Genomic DNA, 17,441 nt, shown 5'->3' with positions numbered 1-17,441 from the left:
CGGGGCCGCCCGCTCCGCACGCCGGAAGAAACACGTAGGGAGCCGTACGCATGGACAGCGACACCACCGCCACCGCCACCGCGCCCCCGGGCGGGCGCGGCGAGGTCGACGCCGGCGCCTACGAGGTGCTGCGGCGGCGGCTCTCCGCCCGGGCGGGCGAGCTCGTCCGGCGGGCCGAGGCGCTCAACGCCCGCCGCACCGAGGAGTTCGGGACCACCGGACTCCGCCTCCTCGCCACCGAGCAGGTGCGCACCGAGCACCCCGCCGTACCGCGCGACCTCGTCGCCGTGGGCGGAAAACTGCTCCTCGGCTTCGAGCGGGGGCCGGGGGCACGGGGCGAGGCCGGCGTCGAGGACGTCCTCCTCGTCCGGGACGCCTCGCCGCGGGACGCGGACGCCGCGGACGCCCCCGCCCAGGAGTCCGGCCTCCTCGACGACCCCGGCTTCCGGCACGCGTTCGCCTCCCTCCACCGCTACTTCCGCGACGCCCGCCTCCTGCGGCTGCGCCGCGTCGACGGCAGGCTGCTGGCCGTCTTCCGTACCGGCGAGAACGCCGAGGACATCCGGGTCCTGCGCTGGGCCCTGGGCGCGGACGGGTCGCCCGGGGCGTTCCTGGACGCGCAGGGCGAGCGCGACCACGTCTTCCCGCCGTCCCACGACGTCGAGTGGACTGTCGCCGGGCGCGACGCCCACGTCCCCGGGCGCCACCCGCACATCGCCATCGGCAAGGGCGGCGGCCTGTTCGTCGACACCCTCGGCGGCACCCTGACCGTCAAGACCGCCGACGACACCGAGTCGCCGGACGGGATCTACGAGGAGCCGGTCGACGAGCCGCTGCAGTCGCTGGCCGACGCCGACGTCGCGTACGCGGAGGTCGGACCGCTGGTGCTGCTGCGCGTGCGCCCGTACAAGGAGGCGCACTGGCGCCACCTCGTCTTCAACTCGCTGCTGGGCTCCGTCGAACGGCTCGACGGCATCGGCCCGGCCTGCCGCCGCCTCCCCGAGGACCAGGGGATCATCTTCCCCGGCGGCTACTACCTCACCACCGGGGCCGCGAAGACCTTCGACACCGCCGAGGAGCTGACCGAGCCCGTCTTCGAGGGCGCGGTCAGCTCCCCCAACGGCGAGGACGTCCTGTACGTCTTCCGCTCCCGCGACGGCCTGCGCAGCCTCCTCCTCCCCTACAACCTGATCCGCCAGGAGGTCGCCACCCCGCTCACCGGGCGCGGCCACGCGCTGCTGGACGACGGAACGCTCGTCCTGCTGCGGGACAGCCCGGACGGGCCGGCCCGCGTGCACTCCCTCCAGCGCTGGCGGACCCCGTACGTCTCCGACACCTACGCCGCCTCCCGCCCCGCCGGGACCGGGCCGGTGGCCCGGATCGGCAACGCCGACCTGGTGCGCGGGATCTCCGACTGCCTCGCCCTCGCCCACGGCGTACGGGACATGGCGCCGACGACCGCCGTCTACGGGCGGCTCGCCGCCGACTGCACCCGCGCCCAGGACCGTTACCACTGGCTCTCCGACCCCGAACTGGGTTCGCTGGCAGAGCCGTTGGACGAGCTGCGGGACACCGCTCAGCAGGTGCTGGCCGAGTTCACCGCCGTACAGGAGCTGACCCGGCGGGCCGCCGACGCGCTGGAGGAGACCGACGCCCGCATCACCGCACTGGTACGGCGGGTGCGCGGCGAGGCGCCCGGGTCCGCATCCGCCTGGGTCGAACGGCTGACCGAGCTCCGGCGGGCGCACGGCCGCCTGGCGACCGTCGCCGGCATGCGGTACGCCGACGCCGAGCGGATCGCGGAGCTGTCCGCCCGGACGGAGGACGACATCGCCTCCGCCGCCCAGCGGGCCGTGTCCTTCCTGGCGCGCGACGACGCGTTCGACGGCTACCACGAGGAGGTCTCCGGGCTCGTCGCGGACGCGGGGTCGCTGGAGACCGTCCGCGACGCCGCCGCCGTGACCGACCGGCTCGCGGCGATGACAGAGGGCCTGGCCACCGTCACCGACGTCGTCGCCGGTCTCGACATCGGCGACGCCACCGTGCGCACCTCGATCCTGGAGCGGATCGCGGAGGTGCTGGGCGGCGCCAACCGGGCCCGCGCCACGCTCGACGCGCGCCGCCGGGAGCTGCTGTCGAAGGAGGGGCGGGCCGAGTTCGCCGCCGAGTTCGCCCTGCTCGGGCAGGCGGTGACGGGGGCCCTGGCCGCCGCCGGTACACCGGAGGCGTGCGACGACCAACTCGCGCGGCTGCTTCTCCGGTTGGAGAACCTGGAGTCGCGGTTCTCCGAGTTCGACGACTTCCTCGCGGAGCTGGCCGAGCGCCGGACCGAGGTGTACGAGGCGTTCTCGGCGCGCAAGCAGACCCTTCAGGACGAGCGGGCCCGCCGGGCGGAGCGGTTGGCCGGGTCGGCCGACCGGGTGCTGGACACCGTCGCCCGGCGGGTGGCCGCGCTGGAGGACCTGGACGCCGTCCACACCTATTTCGCCTCCGACCCGATGGTCGCCAAGGTCCGCCGCACCGCCGACGAGCTGCGCGAACTCGGCGACCCCGTACGGGCGGAGGAGCTGGAGGGGCGGCTGAAGGCGGCCCGGCAGGAGGCGGGCCGCGCCCTGCGCGACCGCACCGAGCTGTACGCGGACGGCGGTTCCGTGATCAAGTTGGGCCGCCACCGGTTCGCGGTGAACACCCAGCCGTTCGACCTGACGCTCGTGCCCTCCGGGGGCCGGGACGGGCAGGGGCAGGGCCTCGCGTTCGCGCTGACCGGCACGGACTACCGGGCCCCGGTCACCGACCCGGCGTTCGCGGCGACCCGCCCGTACTGGGATCAGCTCCTTCCCTCGGAGAACGCCGCCGTCTACCGCGCCGAGCACCTGGCCGCCCGCCTCCTCGACGAGCACGGGGCGAACCGCCTGACCGCGTTGTCCGACGCCGAACGGGCGGGTCTCGTACGGGAGTCGGCGGCCGAGGCGTACGACGAGGGGTACACCCGGGGCGTCCACGACGAGGACGCCACCGCGATCCTGGCCGCACTGCTGCGGCTGTACGCGGATGCGGGGCTGCTGCGCCACGAGCCCCGGGCCCGGGCGGCGGCCCAGCTGTTCTGGGCCTACGGCGTGGACGCGGAGCAGCGCACGGCCTGGCGGCGGCGGGCCGTCTCGCTGGCCCGTGCCCGCGACGCCTTCGGCCTGGCCCCCGCCGTCGCCGCGCTCCAGGAGGAGTGGGCGGCGGCGATCGGGCACAGCCCGGCGGCGCCGGAGGGGGCTCGGCCCGAGGCGGTCGCCGCGTACCTCTTCGAGGAGCTGACGAGCGGGCCCGCCGGGTTCGTGCGGTCCGCCGCGGTGGGGGAGTTCCTCGACGGCTTCCACCGGGTCGTCGGGCCCGACGCGTACACGGAGGACCTGGCGGCCCTGGGCGACGACCTGACCTCCCGCCGCCAGCTCGTGGAGGGCTGGATCGTCCCCTACGCGCAGACCACGGGGACGGGCCTCGACGACGGCGATCTCGCGGAGGCCGTGGCGGTGGAGCTGTGCCCGGAGCTGGAGCGGTACGCGTGCGACGCGCCGCTCACCGAACGGCTGGAGGGCCTCCTCGGCGACCACCCGCGCCTGGGAGGCGGCGGGTCCCTCACCGTACGGCTGGACGAACTCCTCGCCCGCACGGCCGGGTTCCGCACCGGGACCGTGCCCGGGTTCCGCGCCTACCAGCGGCTGCGCACCTCCCTGGTGGCCGCCGAGCGCGGGCGGCTGCGGCTGGACGACCACCGGCCGCGCGTCATGTCGGCCTTCGTCCGCAACCGGCTGCTCGACGAGGTGTACCTGCCGCTGATCGGGGACAGCCTGGCCAAGCAGATCGGCACCGCCGGCGCCGACCGGCGCACCGACTCGCAGGGGCTGCTGCTGCTGGTCTCGCCGCCGGGCTACGGCAAGACGACGCTGATGGAGTACGTCGCGGACCGGCTCGGCATGGTCCTCGTCAAGGTCAGCGGTCCGAACCTGGGCCACGACGTGACCTCCCTCGACCCCGGCCGGGCCCCGAGCGCCACCGCCCGACAGGAGATCGAAAAGATCAACTTCGCGCTGGAGGCGGGCAACAACACCCTCCTATACCTCGACGACATCCAGCACACCTCGCCCGAACTGCTCCAGAAGTTCATCCCGTTGTGCGACGCCACCCGCCGGATCGAAGGCGTGCGGGACGGCGAGCCGCGCAGCTACGACCTGCGGGGCAAGCGGTTCGCGGTCTGCATGGCGGGCAACCCGTACACCGAGTCCGGCGAGCGGTTCCGCATCCCCGACATGCTCGCCAACCGGGCCGACGTGTGGAACCTAGGCGAGGTGCTGAGCGGTCGCGAGGACGTCTTCGCGCTGAGCTTCGTGGAGAACGCGCTGACCGCCAACCCGGTCCTCGCCCCGCTCGCCGCCCGCTCCCGGGACGACCTGGCCCTGCTGGTGCGGCTGGCCGGCGGCGACCCGTCCGCACACGCGGCGAAGCTGGAACACCCCTACTCGTCAGGCGAGTTGGACAGCATCCTGGCCGTTCTCCGCCATCTGCTCACGGCCCGGGACACCGTCCTCGCGGTGAACGCGGCGTACATCGCCTCCGCCGCGCGGACAGACGCCACCCGCACCGAGCCGCCGTTCCGGCTCCAGGGCTCCTACCGCGACATGAACAAGATCGCGGAGCGGATCGTGCCCGTCATGAACGACGACGAGCTGTCCGCCGTCATCGACGACCACTACGCGGGCGAGGCCCAGACGCTCACCACGGGGGCCGAGGCGAACCTGCTCAAGCTGGCCGCCCTGCGCTCCACGCTCACCGCCGAACAGGCCGAGCGGTGGGCGGCCGTCACCGCCTCCTACGTCCGCACACAGGCGCTCGGCGGCCCGGACGGCGACCCCCTGACCCGCGCGGTGGCGGCGCTCGGACTGCTCGCGGACCGGATCGCGGCGGTGGAGACGGCGATCCGGCGCGCGGCGGACCCCCGGCTCCCGCCTACGGGCCCGGCGCCCGCTCCGGACCCCCGGGAAGCGGGCGCGGCCGGCGCCCGGACGGTTCCGGACCATCATGCGAAGATCACCGACTCTCCACACTGACCGGGCAGACCGAGCCGGAAGGATCACGGCATGCTGGGCCTCGTGCCTCCACTTCCTCAGCAGCCGGGACGGCCGCCGTCCACCGGCCACATGATCGTCTGCGGTGACGACGCCCTGGCCCGCCGGCTCGCCGTGGAGCTGCGCTACGTCTACGGCGAACGGGTCGCCCTCCTCCTGCCGCCGGGGCGCGACGCGAACGCCCCGGAGACGCCGCTGACCCAACGCGGCCGTGCGGCGGCCCTGTTCGGCCGGATGTCGGCCGCGATGAACCGCGCGGGCAACGGGACCGCCGGAGGCGACGGCGACACCAACGCCGGGGTCGAGGCGGTCCGCATCATGGAGGCGCCCGAACCCTCCGACGAGGTACTGGAGGAGGCGGGCGTCGACCGGGCCGCCGCCCTCGCCCTCGTCTACGACGACGACGAGCGCAACATCCGCGCGGCCCTGACCGCCCGCCGCCTCAACCCCCGCCTGCGGCTGGTGATCCGGCTCTACAACCGCAAGCTCGGCCAGCACCTGGAGGAGCTGCTCGACCAGGCGGCGGCCGTCTCCATGCCCGGCATCGACCCGGCGCTGCTGGACGCCTCCACCACCGTCCTGTCCGACGCCGACACCGCCGCCCCGGCCCTCGCCGCCACCGCCCTCACCGGCAGCAGCAAGATCATCCAGGCCGAGGGGCTGCTCCTGCGCGCCGCCGAACGCCCGCCGCCGCGCCGGGGCGAGAGCGCCGACCCCGGCCTGTGCACCCTCGCCCTGCTCTCCTCCACCACCAACGACCCGGCGGGGGCGGAGGGTTCGGAGAGCAGTGGCGACGAGGCCCCGCTGCTGCTGCCCGACGAGAGGGCCGTCGCCGCCGCGACCGGCCGGGGCACGGTGGTCCTCGAAGCGATCAGCCGGGCCGACCCGGACCAGCCCGCGGCCCGGATGGGAGGCAGGGGCGCCCCGCTCTCCCAGGTCTTCTCCCGCCGGTTGCGCTGGTCGGCCCTCGGCGTCGCGCTCTCCGCGCTCGCCCTGGTGATCGCCTCGCTGCTGACCACAAAGGACTCCGCCCTCCACTCCACGTACCTGACCCTGCTCGACCTGCTCGGCATGAACGACCCGGCGGAGGACGCGCCCCCGGCCCGCCAGATCATCCAGATCCTCTCCGGCATGGCCGGGATGCTCCTGCTGCCGCTGCTGATCGCCGCCGTCCTGGAGGCGTTCGGCACCCTGCGCACGGCCTCCTCGCTGCGCCGCCCGCCGCGCGGCCTGTCGGGGCACGTGGTGCTGCTGGGCCTAGGCAAGATCGGAACGCGCGTCCTCGTACGCCTCCGCGAACTCGGCATCCCCGTGGTCGTCGTCGAGGAGGACCCCGAGGCGCGGGGCATCCCGCTGGCCCGCTCCCTGCACGTGCCGACCGTCATCGGCGACGTCACCCAGGAAGGCGTCCTGGAGGCCGCCAAGATCCGCCGCGCCCACGCCCTCCTCGCGCTGACCAGCATCGACACGACGAACCTGGAAGCGACGCTGTACGCCCGCTCGGTGAAACCGGACCTGCGGGTGGCGCTGCGGCTGTACGACGACGAGTTCGCCACCGCCGTCTACCGCACCCTGCGCACCGCGCACCCCCAGGCCCTGACCCGCTCCCGCTCGGTCTCCCACCTGGCCGCCCCCGCCTTCGCGGTCGCCATGATGGGCCGGCAGATCCTCGGCGCGGTCCCGGTCGAGCGGAAGGTCATGCTGTTCGCGGCCCTGGAGGTCGCGGGGCACCCGCAGTTGGAGGGCCGCACGGTCGAGCAGGCGTTCCGGTCCGGGGCGTGGCGGGTCCTGGCCCTCGACGCCACCCCGCCCGCCGACCGCGCCCCCGACCTCGCCGCCGTCCCCCCGTACGACCCGGCGAGCGGCGGCGCGACGCCGCCGTCCTCCGGCCTGGTCTGGGACCTGCACCCCGGTTACGTCCTGCGCGCCCAGGACCGCGTGGTGATCGCCGCCACCCGCCGGGGCCTCGCGGAACTGCTGCGCCGCCGCCGGACGGCGGCGTCGCGGCGGTAGCGAACGGCGAGGTGGCGGGGGGGCGGGGCGGGGAGGCGAACGGCCCGGGGGCGGCGGCAGGGCGTCCCCGGTCGTGCGGTGCCGCCGCCGCCCACGGACATCGCCGCCGCCGGGGACCGGGACGCGATGAAGCGCCGCCGGTACCGATGAAGCGCCGCCCGGGGCCGACCGCTACCGGAACGCGCCCATCGCCTCCCTCACCTCGTCCAGGGTGGCCTCCGCCAGCGCGTTCGCCCGCTCGTTGCCCGCACGGAGCACCGACCGCACGTACGTCAGGTCCTTCGCGTACTCCGCCCGCCGGGCCCGGTGGGGGGCCAGACGGCCGTTGACCGCGTCGGTCACCGTCCGCTTGAGCACGGCGGCCCCGCCGCCGCCGATCTCCGCCGCGACCTCGTGCGGATCCCGCTCCAGGCAGAGGGCGGCCAGCAGGACGAGGGAGGAGACGCCCGGCCGGCGCTCGGGGTCGTAGGTGATGTGCCGGTCGGCGTCGGTGGTCGCGCCCTTGACCAGACGGGCCGTCTCGTCGGCGGTGGCGGAGAGCGGAATGGAGTTGCCCCGGCTCTTGCTCATCTTGCCGCCGTCCGTGCCGAGCAGGAGGGGCGCGGTGGAGAACAGGGTGTCCGGTTCCGGGAAGACGGGGCCGTACCGCTCGTTGAAGCGGCGGGCGATCGTGCGGGTGACCTCCAGGTGGGGCGCCTGGTCACGGCCGACCGGGACCACGTTGCCCTTGCAGGCCAGGATGTCGGCGGCCTGGTGGACCGGGTAGGTGAGCATCAGCCCGCTGACCGTGGACTGCCGCGAGTGCGCGATCTCGTCCTTGACCGTGGGGTTGCGGTTCAGCTCGGCGACGGAGACGAGGCTCAGGAAGGGCAGCATAAGCTGGTTGAGCGCGGGTACGGCGCTGTGGCAGAAGACGGTGGACCGGGCGGGGTCGATACCGAGGGCCAGGTAGTCCAGGAGCAGCCCGTCTGTGTACTCCCCCAGCCGCTCGGCGGTGTCCCGGTCGGTGATGACCTGGTAGTCGGGGATGAGGACGATGACGTCCACGCCGAGGTTCTGGAGGCGCACCCGGTTGAGCAGGGAGCCGAAGTAATGGCCGAGGTGGAGGGGGCCGGTGGGGCGGTCCCCGGTGAGGACCCGGAACCCGCCCGGGTCCTGGGCGATGCGGCGCTCCAGATCGGCGCCGCTGCCGGGCTCGGCGGGGGCGGGGGGCTGCTGGGCGGCCGGGGCGGTGGTGGTCATGGTGGGGGTCTCTCCTCGCGTGAGTGGTGCGTGAGGGACGGCCCCGCCGGTGAGCGCCGCTGCGCTCCGTCTCCGTGTCCGCGCCGTGGAGGGCGGCGAAAAGGGCCGTCCATGTCGAACGGCCCTGGTTCCGTGCAGATGCTGTGGCCGCTCCTATGAGGAGCGCCACCAGTTTCGGCACGGGACGGAGGTCATGACCTCAGTGTACGGGCCACGGACCCGGCGCCGCAGCTCTTTCGGGGCTCGCCCGCGAGGCGGAAGCCCTCTCGCAGGTGCTCGTCCGCGGAGCGGAAACCCCTCGGAGGTGCGTGGAATAGGACGGAGGAGGACCCCGTTGTAGGGTGTAGTTCAACGTTCAACCAAAACGGCCGAGGCTTCCGGAGACGGAACCCTGACCTCCGGCCGGGACTCAGGAAGGCGGACGCCATGCAGTTCGGGATCTTCACCGTCGGGGACGTCACGACCGACCCGACCACCGGCCGGACCCCCACCGAGAACGAGCGGATCAAGGCGACCCTGGCCATCGCACAGAAGGCCGAGGAAGTCGGCCTGGACGTCTTCGCGACCGGCGAGCACCACAACCCGCCGTTCGTCCCGTCCTCCCCGACGACCACGCTCGGCTACATCGCCGCCCGCACCGAGAACCTCATCCTCTCCACCTCCACCACGCTGATCACCACCAACGACCCGGTGAAGATCGCCGAGGACTACGCCACCCTCCAGCACCTCGCGGACGGCCGCGTCGACCTGATGATGGGCCGGGGCAACACCGGACCGGTCTACCCCTGGTTCGGCAAGGACATCCGCCAGGGCATCCCGATGGCCATCGAGAACTACGCCCTGCTGCACCGGCTGTGGCGCGAGGACGTCGTGGACTGGGAGGGCAAGTTCCGCACCCCGCTCCAGTCCTTCACCGCCACCCCGCGCCCGCTCGACGGCGTCCCGCCGTTCGTCTGGCACGGCTCCATCCGCTCCCCGGAGATCGCCGAGCAGGCCGCGTACTACGGCGACGGCTTCTTCCACAACAACATCTTCTGGCCGATGGAGCACACGAAGAAGATGGTCGACCTCTACCGGCGCCGTTACGCCCACTACGGGCACGGCACCGCCGACCAGGCCATCGTCGGACTCGGCGGCCAGGTGTTCATGCGGAAGAACTCGCAGGACGCGGTACGGGAGTTCCGTCCGTACTTCGACAACGCGCCGGTCTACGGCCACGGGCCGTCCCTGGAGGACTTCACCCGCGAGACCCCGCTGACGGTGGGCTCCCCGCAGGAGGTCATCGAGCGGACGCTGACGTTCCGGGACGCGGTCGGCGACTACCAGCGCCAGCTGTTCCTGATGGACCACGCCGGGCTTCCGCTGAAGACGGTCCTGGAGCAGCTCGACATCCTCGGCGAGGAGGTCGTACCGGTGCTGCGCAAGGAGTTCGCCCGTCTGCGGCCCGCCGGCGTGCCGGAGTCCGCGCCCCTCCACCCGGCGGTCGCCGCCGCCCGCGCCCCGCAGGAGAACGCCCGCACGGGCGGGAAGCAGTCCGAGCAGCAGTCCGAGAAGAAGGAGGTCTGAGCCCCATGACCGCCACCACCCCCCTGCGCGTCGTCGCCGTCTCGGCCGGGCTCAGCGTGCCGTCCTCCACCCGGCTGCTGGCCGACCGGCTGGCCGCCGCCGCCCGTGAGCGCCTGGCGGCCGACCAGGACCGGGACGTCGAGGTCCGCGTCGTCGAGCTGCGCGACCTCGCCGTCGACATCGCGAACCACCTGGTCAGCGGATTCCCGCCGGCCGGACTCCGCGAGGCGATCGAGGCGGTGACGGAGGCGGACGGGCTGATCACCGTGACGCCCGTGTTCACCGCCTCCTACAGCGGGCTGTTCAAGTCGTTCTTCGACCTGATCGACCCCACCGCGCTGACCGGCAAGCCCGTCGTGATCGCCGCGACGGGCGGCACGGCCCGGCACTCGCTGGTCCTGGAGCACGCGATGCGCCCCCTCTTCGCCTACCTGCGGGCCGTCACCGTGCCCACCTCCGTCTACGCGGCGTCGGAGGACTGGGGGTCGGCGGGCGACGAGTACACCGAGGGCCTGCCGTCCCGCATCCGGCGCGCCGGCGGTGAGCTGGCCTCCGCGGTCCTCGGCCGTACGGTCTCCGGAGCCACGCGCTCCCCGGGCCTGGACGACGGGGAGGACGCGGTCGTCCCCTTCGAGCAGCAGCTCGCGGACCTGCGGCTGAACTGAACCGGACACGGCAGGACCCGGACCCGGCAGGACCGGATCCTGCCGGGCCCGGCGGGGTCCGCCGAGCGGTCCACGAGCGCGGGACGGAGCGAACCGCCCGCGTTTGCCCGGTTTGGCTACAGTGTGATCGAACGTTGTGCCGAGCAGGACCGCACAGAACCGGACCGGAGGCAGACATGGGCAGGATCGTGGTGGGCGTCGACGGCTCCGACGCGTCGATCAAGGCATTGCACTGGGCGGTACGCCAGGCCGAGCTGACCGGCGCCGAGGTGGAGGCCGTGAACAGCTGGGAGTACCCCGCGACCAGCTGGGCGTCGATGATGCCGGGGTTGCCGGAGGACTTCGACCCGCAGGCCGTGGCCACCGTCTCCCTCAACGAGGCGCTGGAGGAGGCCCTCGGCGCCGCGCGGGCGGCAGCGGTCCACCAGGTCGTGGTGATCGGCAACCCGGCCCAGTCTCTGCTGGACCGCGCCGAGGGCGCCGACCTGCTCGTCGTGGGAGCCCGCGGCCACACCGGCCTGAAGGCCACCCTCCTCGGCTCGGTCAGCCTCCACGTCACCCAGCACGCACCGTGCCCGGTGACGGTCGTACGCGGCTGACGCGGGCGCGGGGCGGCCCGCCGGGCGGGGGTGCGGGCACGGGCGTGCCCGCACCCCCGCCGGTGGTCACATCCGGTTGTAGAGCCGCATCGTCACCGCCCCGAAGACCCCCAGGAGCACCCCCGACCAGCCCAGCGTCCAGGCGATGTCGGCGGCCGGCCACTCGCCCGCCGTCAACCCGCGCACCGCCGTGGCGAGGTGGGTGACCGGGCTGTTGTTCACGAACGCCTGGAGCCAGCCCGGCATCGTCCCCGGGTCGACGAAGACGTTGCTGAGGAAGGTCAGCGGGAAGATCACCATCATGCTGACGCCCATCACCGACTTCTCCGAGCGCAGCAGCAGCCCGAACATCGTCCAGATCCAGGAGAACGCGAACGAGAACACGACCAGCAGCGCGACGCCGGCCAGCACGCCGAGGACACCGCCGCCCGGACGGAACCCGATGACCATGCCGACGGCGAGCATCACCGCCGACGCCAGCAGATAGCGCAGGACGTCGCCGAGCAGATAGCCGACCATCGGGGCGGGCCGCCAGATCGGCAGTGTGCGGAACCGGTCGAAGACGCCCTTGGCGATGTCCGTGTTCACCGCGACGCCCGTGTACATCGTGATCATCACGACGCTCATCACCATGATGCCGGGCAGCAGGAACTGGATGTACTCCGCCGTGGAGCCGGCCAGCGCCCCTCCGAAGAGGTACGTGTACATCAGGACCAGCATGATCGGGAAGGCCGTCACGTCGAAAAGCTGCTCCGGCACGTGCTTGATCTTCAGCACGGCGCGCCGGCCGAAGGTCATCGACGCCGACAGGGCGCTGGGCCTCGGGGGACGCTCCCGGCCCACCAGCAGGGCCGCCAGGCGTTCCCGGTCGGGCTCGGCGAGCACGACGCCCTCCATCTCCGTCCTGGCGCTCGCGGTGCTCATGCCGCCGCTCCCTTCTGGTCCGTGAGGGCGAGGAAGACCTCGTCGAGGCTGGGCTGCCCCAGCGCGAAGTCGTCGACCGTGATGCCGCAGCGGGCCAGCTCCGCCAGGGCGCGCCCGGCCTGCTCCGCCGGGCCCTGGTCGCCGCTCCCTCCCCGGAGCCGGGCGGTCAGCGCCACCGGGTCCGCGTCCGCCTGGACGTCGGCGTCCAGCGCGAGCGCCAGCACCTCCCGCGCCTCGGCCCGCCGGCCGGCGTCCCGCAGCCGCACATGAACGGTCCCGGCGCCCACGGACGCCTTGAGCTCGCCCTTGGTCCCCTCGGCGATCACCCTTCCCCGGTCGATCACGGCGATCCGGTCGGCCAGCCGGTCGGCCTCGTCCAGGTACTGCGTGGTCAGCAGGACCGTGGTGCCGTGCGCGACGACCGCCCGCACGACGTCCCACACCTGGTTGCGGCTGCGGGGGTCGAGTCCGGTGGTCGGCTCGTCCAGGAACAGCACGTCCGGGGTGTTCAGGATGGAGGCGGCGATGTCGATGCGGCGTCGCATGCCTCCCGAGTAGTTCTTCACCTGCCTGCCCGCCGCGTCGCTCAGACCGAACCCGTCGAGCAGCCGGTCCGCCCGGTCGCGGGCCGCCCGCCTGGAGTGCCCGAGCAGCCGGCCGAGCAGGACGAGGTTCTCCGCGCCGGTCAGGTCCTCGTCCACCGAGGCGTACTGGCCGGTCAGGCTGACCCGGCCGCGGACCGCGTCGGCGTCCTCCACGACGTCCTCGCCGAACACCCGGGCCGTGCCGCCGTCGGGGCGCAGCAGGGTCGCGAGCATGCGGACGACGGTGGTCTTCCCGGCCCCGTTGGGCCCGAGAACGCCGTAGACGGCGCCGGCGGGGACGGCGAGGTCGATGCCGTCCACCGCGCGGTTCTCGCCGAAGACCTTCACCAACCCCGTGGTCTCGATGGCCAGTTCTGTGCTCATGTTCCCTTCCTCGCGGGTCGTCGCCGGGCGCCGGCGCCCCGGTTCCGTGTGGACCCGGCCCGCTCCCCCGGCCTCGGGGCGCCGGACGCGGAGGCGCGGCCGCCGGATCGCATCCGGCGTCCGCGCACACGGACGGGGGCACGGAAGGCGGCCCGGGGCCCTCAGGTCTCCCGCACGTAGAAGGCGTAGTACGACACGCAGAGGACGCCCGCCCCGACCGCCAGGCCCAGCACGGTGGACCGCAGCACGCTGGTGTCGGTGAGGCTCACCAGGAAGCCGATCGCGCACGCGGTCAGCGCGCCGTACGCGACCGCCCGCAGTTCACGGGGCAAGGAGCGCTGGATCCGCCCCAGCGCGAAGCAGAGGACGGCCAGAGCGGCGCCGGAGACGAGCCCGAGGAGAACCTGCCCGCCGGTGCTGGGGCCGCCGTCGCGGCGGATGAACGCCGCGTAGAAGCCGTAGACCACGCCGAGCACCAGGGGCAGGGCCCAGGCCAGCGGGGTGTGGTGGCGGGTCCGTGCGTGCGTGCCGCCGCCCCTCCGGCGGGGCATCGCTGTGTGTACGACCATCGCGGACAGCTCCTTCCGTCGCCCCCGTGGCACGCCCCCGTTCCTCCCGCCCCGTGGCACGCCCCCGTTCCTCCAGAGCACACCCGGCCGCCCGGCCCGGCAACTCGAACGGCGTACGGCCCCAAGCGGTCCGGGCCCCGAGGGGATTTCCTGGAGGGGTGCGGACCTCTCCCCCGACGACCTCGAAGACCCCGGCGGACTCGTCGCGTCCGTCGCGCTCGGCGGTCCCGGCGGCCCTCTCGGCGGTCCTGCTCGTCCTGCTCGCCCTCCTGGTGCCGCTGAGCGCGCTCTCCGCGTGGGTGGACCTGGAGATCGACGACGCCGACCGGTACGTCGCCGCCGTGTCCCCGCTCTCCTCCGACCCGGCGGTGCAGAGCACCGTCGCGGACCTGGTCACCGAGGAGGCCATGCGCCGGATCGACCTCGGACCGCTCCAGGACACGGTCCGCGACTTCCTGCACCGGACCGTGTCGTCGTTCACCACCACCGACGTCTTCCGCAACGCCTGGGACACCGCGAACCGGACCGCCCACGAGGCGGTGACGGCCGCCCTGGACGGCGACGGCGGCGAGCCGGTGACGATCGACCTGGCCCCGGTGATCGACCAGGTCAAGAAGGACCTCGTACGCGACGGGGTGCCGTTCGCCGACCAGATCCCGGTCGAGCGGACGGAGATCACCGTGCTCGGCCCGGATCAGGCCGACGACTTCAGGAGTTCGTTCCGCCGGCTCCGCCAGTGCAGCGTCTGGCCGGCCGTCGCCACGCTGGTCCTCCTCGTCCTGGTGGTGGGCGTCGCGACCGTACGGCGCGGGCTGCGGGGCGGGCTGTGGGCCACCGCGGTCGTGGGCGCCGGGCTCGTGCTCGGCGGGATCGTGCTCCGGGTGCTGGTCTCGGTCGGCCGCGGCCGGGTGCTGGACGAGGTCCCCGGCGGCGACCGGGACGCGGCGGCCGCGGTGGTCGACGCCCTCACGGCCTCGCTGAGGACCACGTCGTGGGCGGTGCCGGCGGTCGGCGCGGTGCTGCTCGTAGGGGCGGTGGCGGCCCGGCTCGTCCTGCGGCGGCGGTCCGGCACGCCGGGGCGGTGACCCCGCCCCGCGGACGGTCCGGCGCGCCGCGGGGGCTCAGCCGGCCGGCGGGCGCCCCTGAAGGCGCTCCATCTCCCGGCGGTCGCGCTTGGTCGGGCGGCCCGCGCCCCGGTCCCGTACGGGCACCTGGATCGCCATCTCGCGGGGCGGCGGGGGCGGGCTGTTGTCGATGAAGCACTCCGCGGCCACCGGCGGGCCGACCCGCTTCTTCACGATCTTCGAGACGACCACCACCCGGTCCCGCCCCGCGTGCCGCAGCCGCACCTCGTCACCGACGCGGACGGCCTGCGCGGGCTTGGCCCGGTCGCCGCCGACCTTCACATGCCCCGCCCGGCAGGCGGCGGCCGCCTGGGCCCGCGTCTTCGTCAGCCGGACCGACCAGATCCACACGTCGACCCGGACGCTTCCCTCCGCCTGCGGCGCGTCACCGGAAACCATGGTTCCGACTGTAGTGCGGAGAGGGCGGCGGGCGGGAGGCGGTCATCCTCCCGCCCGCCGGACCTCACACGCCGATGTCGCGTCCGTCCTTGCGCCAGACGGCGACGACGGCGGGGCGGACGATCTTGCCCGGTCCGTCGGGCCAGGTGCTCGCCGGGTTCTCCACGGACGCCCCGTCCGTCTCTCCCGGGTGCTGGACGGCGACCAGGACGCGACGGTCCTGGATGACCGGGCCGCAGGTCTCGGCCCCGGACGGGACGGTGAGGAACTGCTTCAGTTCACCTCGGCGCTCACCCTGCGTCGCCACGCCGAACAGGCCGTCGTGCGAGTCGAGCTTGTTGCCGTCCGTGGAGATCCACAGGTTGCCGTGGGCGTCGAACGCCACGTTGTCCGGGCAGGAGATGGGGCTGACGTTCTCCTTGGGGAAGCCCGCGAAGTACGTCGACGGGTCGTCCGGGTCGCCCGCCACGAGGAACAGCCGCCAGGCGAAGCCGTCGCTCGCCGGGTCGTCCCAGTTCTCCGCCAGCTCCAGGACCTGCCCGTGCTTGTTGTTGTTGCGCGGGTTGGCCTCGTCCGCACCCGCCTTGCCCGCCTTGCCGCGGTCCGTGTTGTTGGTGAGCGCCACATAGACCCGGCCGGTGCGCGGCGAGGGCTCGACGTCCTCGGGGCGGTCCATCTTGGTCGCGCCGACCTTGTCACCGGCGACCCGGGTGTAGACGTACACCTCCTCGGCGGTCATGCCCGGCACGTGCGAGGTGGTGCCGGTGGCCAGCGGGATCCACATGCCGCTGCCGTCGAACTCCCCGTCGACGGGCAGCTTTCCGGTGCCGTCGATCTCGGTGACCGGAGAGTCGCCCGTCAACTTGGCGACGTACAGCGTCCCCTCGTCCAGCAGCGTCAGGTTGTGCTCACGGGCGGCCCGCGAGTTCCCCTTCTTCATCCGCTTGCTGGAGACGAACTTGTAGAGGTAGTCGAACTTCTCGTCGTCGCCCATGTAGACGACCGGGCGGCCGTCGGAGGTGAGCCGGGGCTGCGCCGCCTCGTGCTTGAACCGGCCCAGCGCGGTCCGCTTGCGCGGGGTGGAGTCCGGGTCGTACGGGTCGAGTTCGACGACCCAGCCGAAGCGGTTGGCCTCGTTGGGCTCCTTGGCGAGGTCGAAGCGCTGGTCGAAGCGCTCCCACTTGCGCTCCGTCTCGCCCGCGCCGATCCCGTACCGCTTGTGCATGGCGGTGGAGCCGTTGGCGAAGTACTGGTTGAAGTTCTCCTCGCCGTGCAGCGTGGTGCCCCACGGCGTGGTGCCGCCCGCGCAGTTGTTGAGGGTGCCGAGCACCTTGCGGCCGGTGCGGTCGGCGGACGTGCGCAGCAGGGCGCTCCCCGCGGCGGGGCCCGTCATGCGGAACTCGCTCGTCGCGGTCAGACGGCGGTTCAGCGGGTGCCGGTTGACCGGGCCCAGCTTGCCGGTGCGGTGCTCCTCCTGGACGACGACCACGGAAAGTCCGTGCGCCGCCCAGGCGATCTCCACCTGCTCGCGGGTGGGGTTGGCCGGATCGTAGCCACGGAACATGAGGATCTCGTCCGTGTACTCGTGGTTGGCGACCATGACCTGCCGGCCGTGCTCGCCGCGCAGCGGGAGCAGGGAGAGGAAGTCGTTGTTGTAGCCGAACTGGCCCGCCTGCGCCTTCGCCGTCTGCTTGTCCGGGTCGAAGGCGGGTGCGCCGCGCAGAATCGGTTCGCCCCAGCGGATCACCACGTTCTGGGCGTACCCGTCGGGGACGGTGACCTTGTCGTCCTTGTTGGGTGCGACCGGCGAGAACCGCAGGCCACGCGCCCCGGAGGAGGACGGGCGGTGGGGGTGGCCCGGCTTGTGGCCGTGTCCGGCCGGGACGACGGCCTCGGCCCGCGGGGCGCCCGGGCCGGTCAGCACGGCGGTCCCTGCGGCGGTGGCGACGGTGACCACGGCGGCGGCGCGCATCATCGAGCGGCGCGACACGGCGCCGGCGATGATGTCGCCGGCGTACTCGTTGTCGCTGGTGTTGGGCGTCTCCTTGAAACAGGCGTCCCCGCAGCGGAAGCGGCAGGTCAGCGCGGAACGCCCCCCGGGATGCGAGCTGATGAACGGCAGCAGGTTGCGCACGTGGATTCCCTCCGTCTGGTGTCGTGCGAGACGGTATGTGCGCCTTCACGCGGTCCGTGGGACTCCCGGTGAACGGGGGGTGAAGTCCGGGCCACCGCTGTCTTCTCGCGCCCCTGGGGTGCGG

12 protein-coding genes are annotated in these 17,441 nt (G+C 73.6%); 6 read left to right on the top strand and 6 right to left on the bottom strand.

All coding sequences use genetic code 11. The features are described from left to right. The first annotated feature begins 50 nt into the window (after positions 1–50). On the top strand, positions 51–5,096 hold the full coding sequence (locus AMK24_RS13380; protein ID WP_073768384.1) for a DNA repair ATPase: 5,046 nt from the start codon (positions 51–53) through the stop codon (positions 5,094–5,096). A 30-nt stretch (positions 5,097–5,126) separates the two neighbouring features. Next, positions 5,127–7,127 carry an NAD-binding protein gene (locus tag AMK24_RS13375; RefSeq protein ID WP_073768382.1) on the top strand — a complete coding sequence of 667 codons (2,001 nt, stop codon included), beginning with the start codon at positions 5,127–5,129 and terminating at the stop codon, positions 7,125–7,127. Between the two features lie 171 nt (positions 7,128–7,298). Here AMK24_RS13375 and trpS read toward each other — a convergent pair whose 3' ends face one another. Beyond that, complete coding sequence (trpS, locus tag AMK24_RS13370) at positions 7,299–8,369, bottom strand: tryptophan--tRNA ligase (protein ID WP_073768380.1); 1,071 nt, start codon at positions 8,367–8,369, stop codon at positions 7,299–7,301. 426 nt (positions 8,370–8,795) lie between these two features. Here trpS and AMK24_RS13365 point away from each other — a divergent pair, with 426 nt between their 5' ends. From AMK24_RS13365 to AMK24_RS13355, 3 genes are all read left to right on the top strand, one after another. Then, positions 8,796–9,935, top strand: a complete 1,140-nt coding sequence (locus AMK24_RS13365; RefSeq protein WP_073768378.1) for an LLM class flavin-dependent oxidoreductase — start codon at positions 8,796–8,798, stop codon at positions 9,933–9,935. A gap of 5 nt (positions 9,936–9,940) precedes the next feature. After that, positions 9,941–10,600 carry a CE1759 family FMN reductase gene (locus AMK24_RS13360; protein ID WP_073768376.1) on the top strand — a complete coding sequence of 220 codons (660 nt, stop codon included), beginning with the start codon at positions 9,941–9,943 and terminating at the stop codon, positions 10,598–10,600. A 176-nt stretch (positions 10,601–10,776) separates the two neighbouring features. Beyond that, positions 10,777–11,199: a universal stress protein gene (locus AMK24_RS13355; protein WP_073768374.1), complete on the top strand. Its 423-nt coding sequence runs from the start codon at positions 10,777–10,779 to the stop codon at positions 11,197–11,199. A 66-nt stretch (positions 11,200–11,265) separates the two neighbouring features. On the opposite strand, the gene AMK24_RS13350 is transcribed toward AMK24_RS13355, so the two are convergent. The 3 genes from AMK24_RS13350 to AMK24_RS13340 form a co-directional block, all read right to left on the bottom strand. Next, positions 11,266–12,123 (bottom strand): ABC transporter permease, encoded by an 858-nt coding sequence (locus AMK24_RS13350; protein ID WP_073768372.1) that lies wholly within the window; start codon positions 12,121–12,123, stop codon positions 11,266–11,268. Beyond that, positions 12,120–13,091: an ATP-binding cassette domain-containing protein gene (locus tag AMK24_RS13345; protein WP_073768370.1), complete on the bottom strand. Its 972-nt coding sequence runs from the start codon at positions 13,089–13,091 to the stop codon at positions 12,120–12,122. The genes AMK24_RS13350 and AMK24_RS13345 overlap by 4 nt, the downstream gene beginning before the upstream one ends. Positions 13,092–13,252: 161 nt before the next feature. After that, positions 13,253–13,660: a hypothetical protein gene (locus AMK24_RS13340; protein WP_073768368.1), complete on the bottom strand. Its 408-nt coding sequence runs from the start codon at positions 13,658–13,660 to the stop codon at positions 13,253–13,255. 158 nt (positions 13,661–13,818) lie between these two features. Between AMK24_RS13340 and AMK24_RS13335 the strand changes: the two genes are divergently transcribed. After that, complete coding sequence (locus AMK24_RS13335; RefSeq protein WP_073768366.1) at positions 13,819–14,745, top strand: hypothetical protein; 927 nt, start codon at positions 13,819–13,821, stop codon at positions 14,743–14,745. 36 nt (positions 14,746–14,781) lie between these two features. Here the strand turns inward: AMK24_RS13335 and AMK24_RS13330 are convergent, their stop codons facing one another. Then, complete coding sequence (locus AMK24_RS13330; protein ID WP_073768364.1) at positions 14,782–15,183, bottom strand: RNA-binding S4 domain-containing protein; 402 nt, start codon at positions 15,181–15,183, stop codon at positions 14,782–14,784. A 64-nt stretch (positions 15,184–15,247) separates the two neighbouring features. Further along, on the bottom strand, positions 15,248–17,317 hold the full coding sequence (locus AMK24_RS13325; RefSeq protein ID WP_073768362.1) for a PhoX family protein: 2,070 nt from the start codon (positions 17,315–17,317) through the stop codon (positions 15,248–15,250). Positions 17,318–17,441: the final 124 nt, after the last annotated feature.

The organism is Streptomyces sp. CB02366 (assembly GCF_001905905.1).
GTDB lineage: Bacteria > Actinomycetota > Actinomycetes > Streptomycetales > Streptomycetaceae > Streptomyces.
This window is presented reverse-complemented; position numbering and strand designations above follow the sequence as displayed.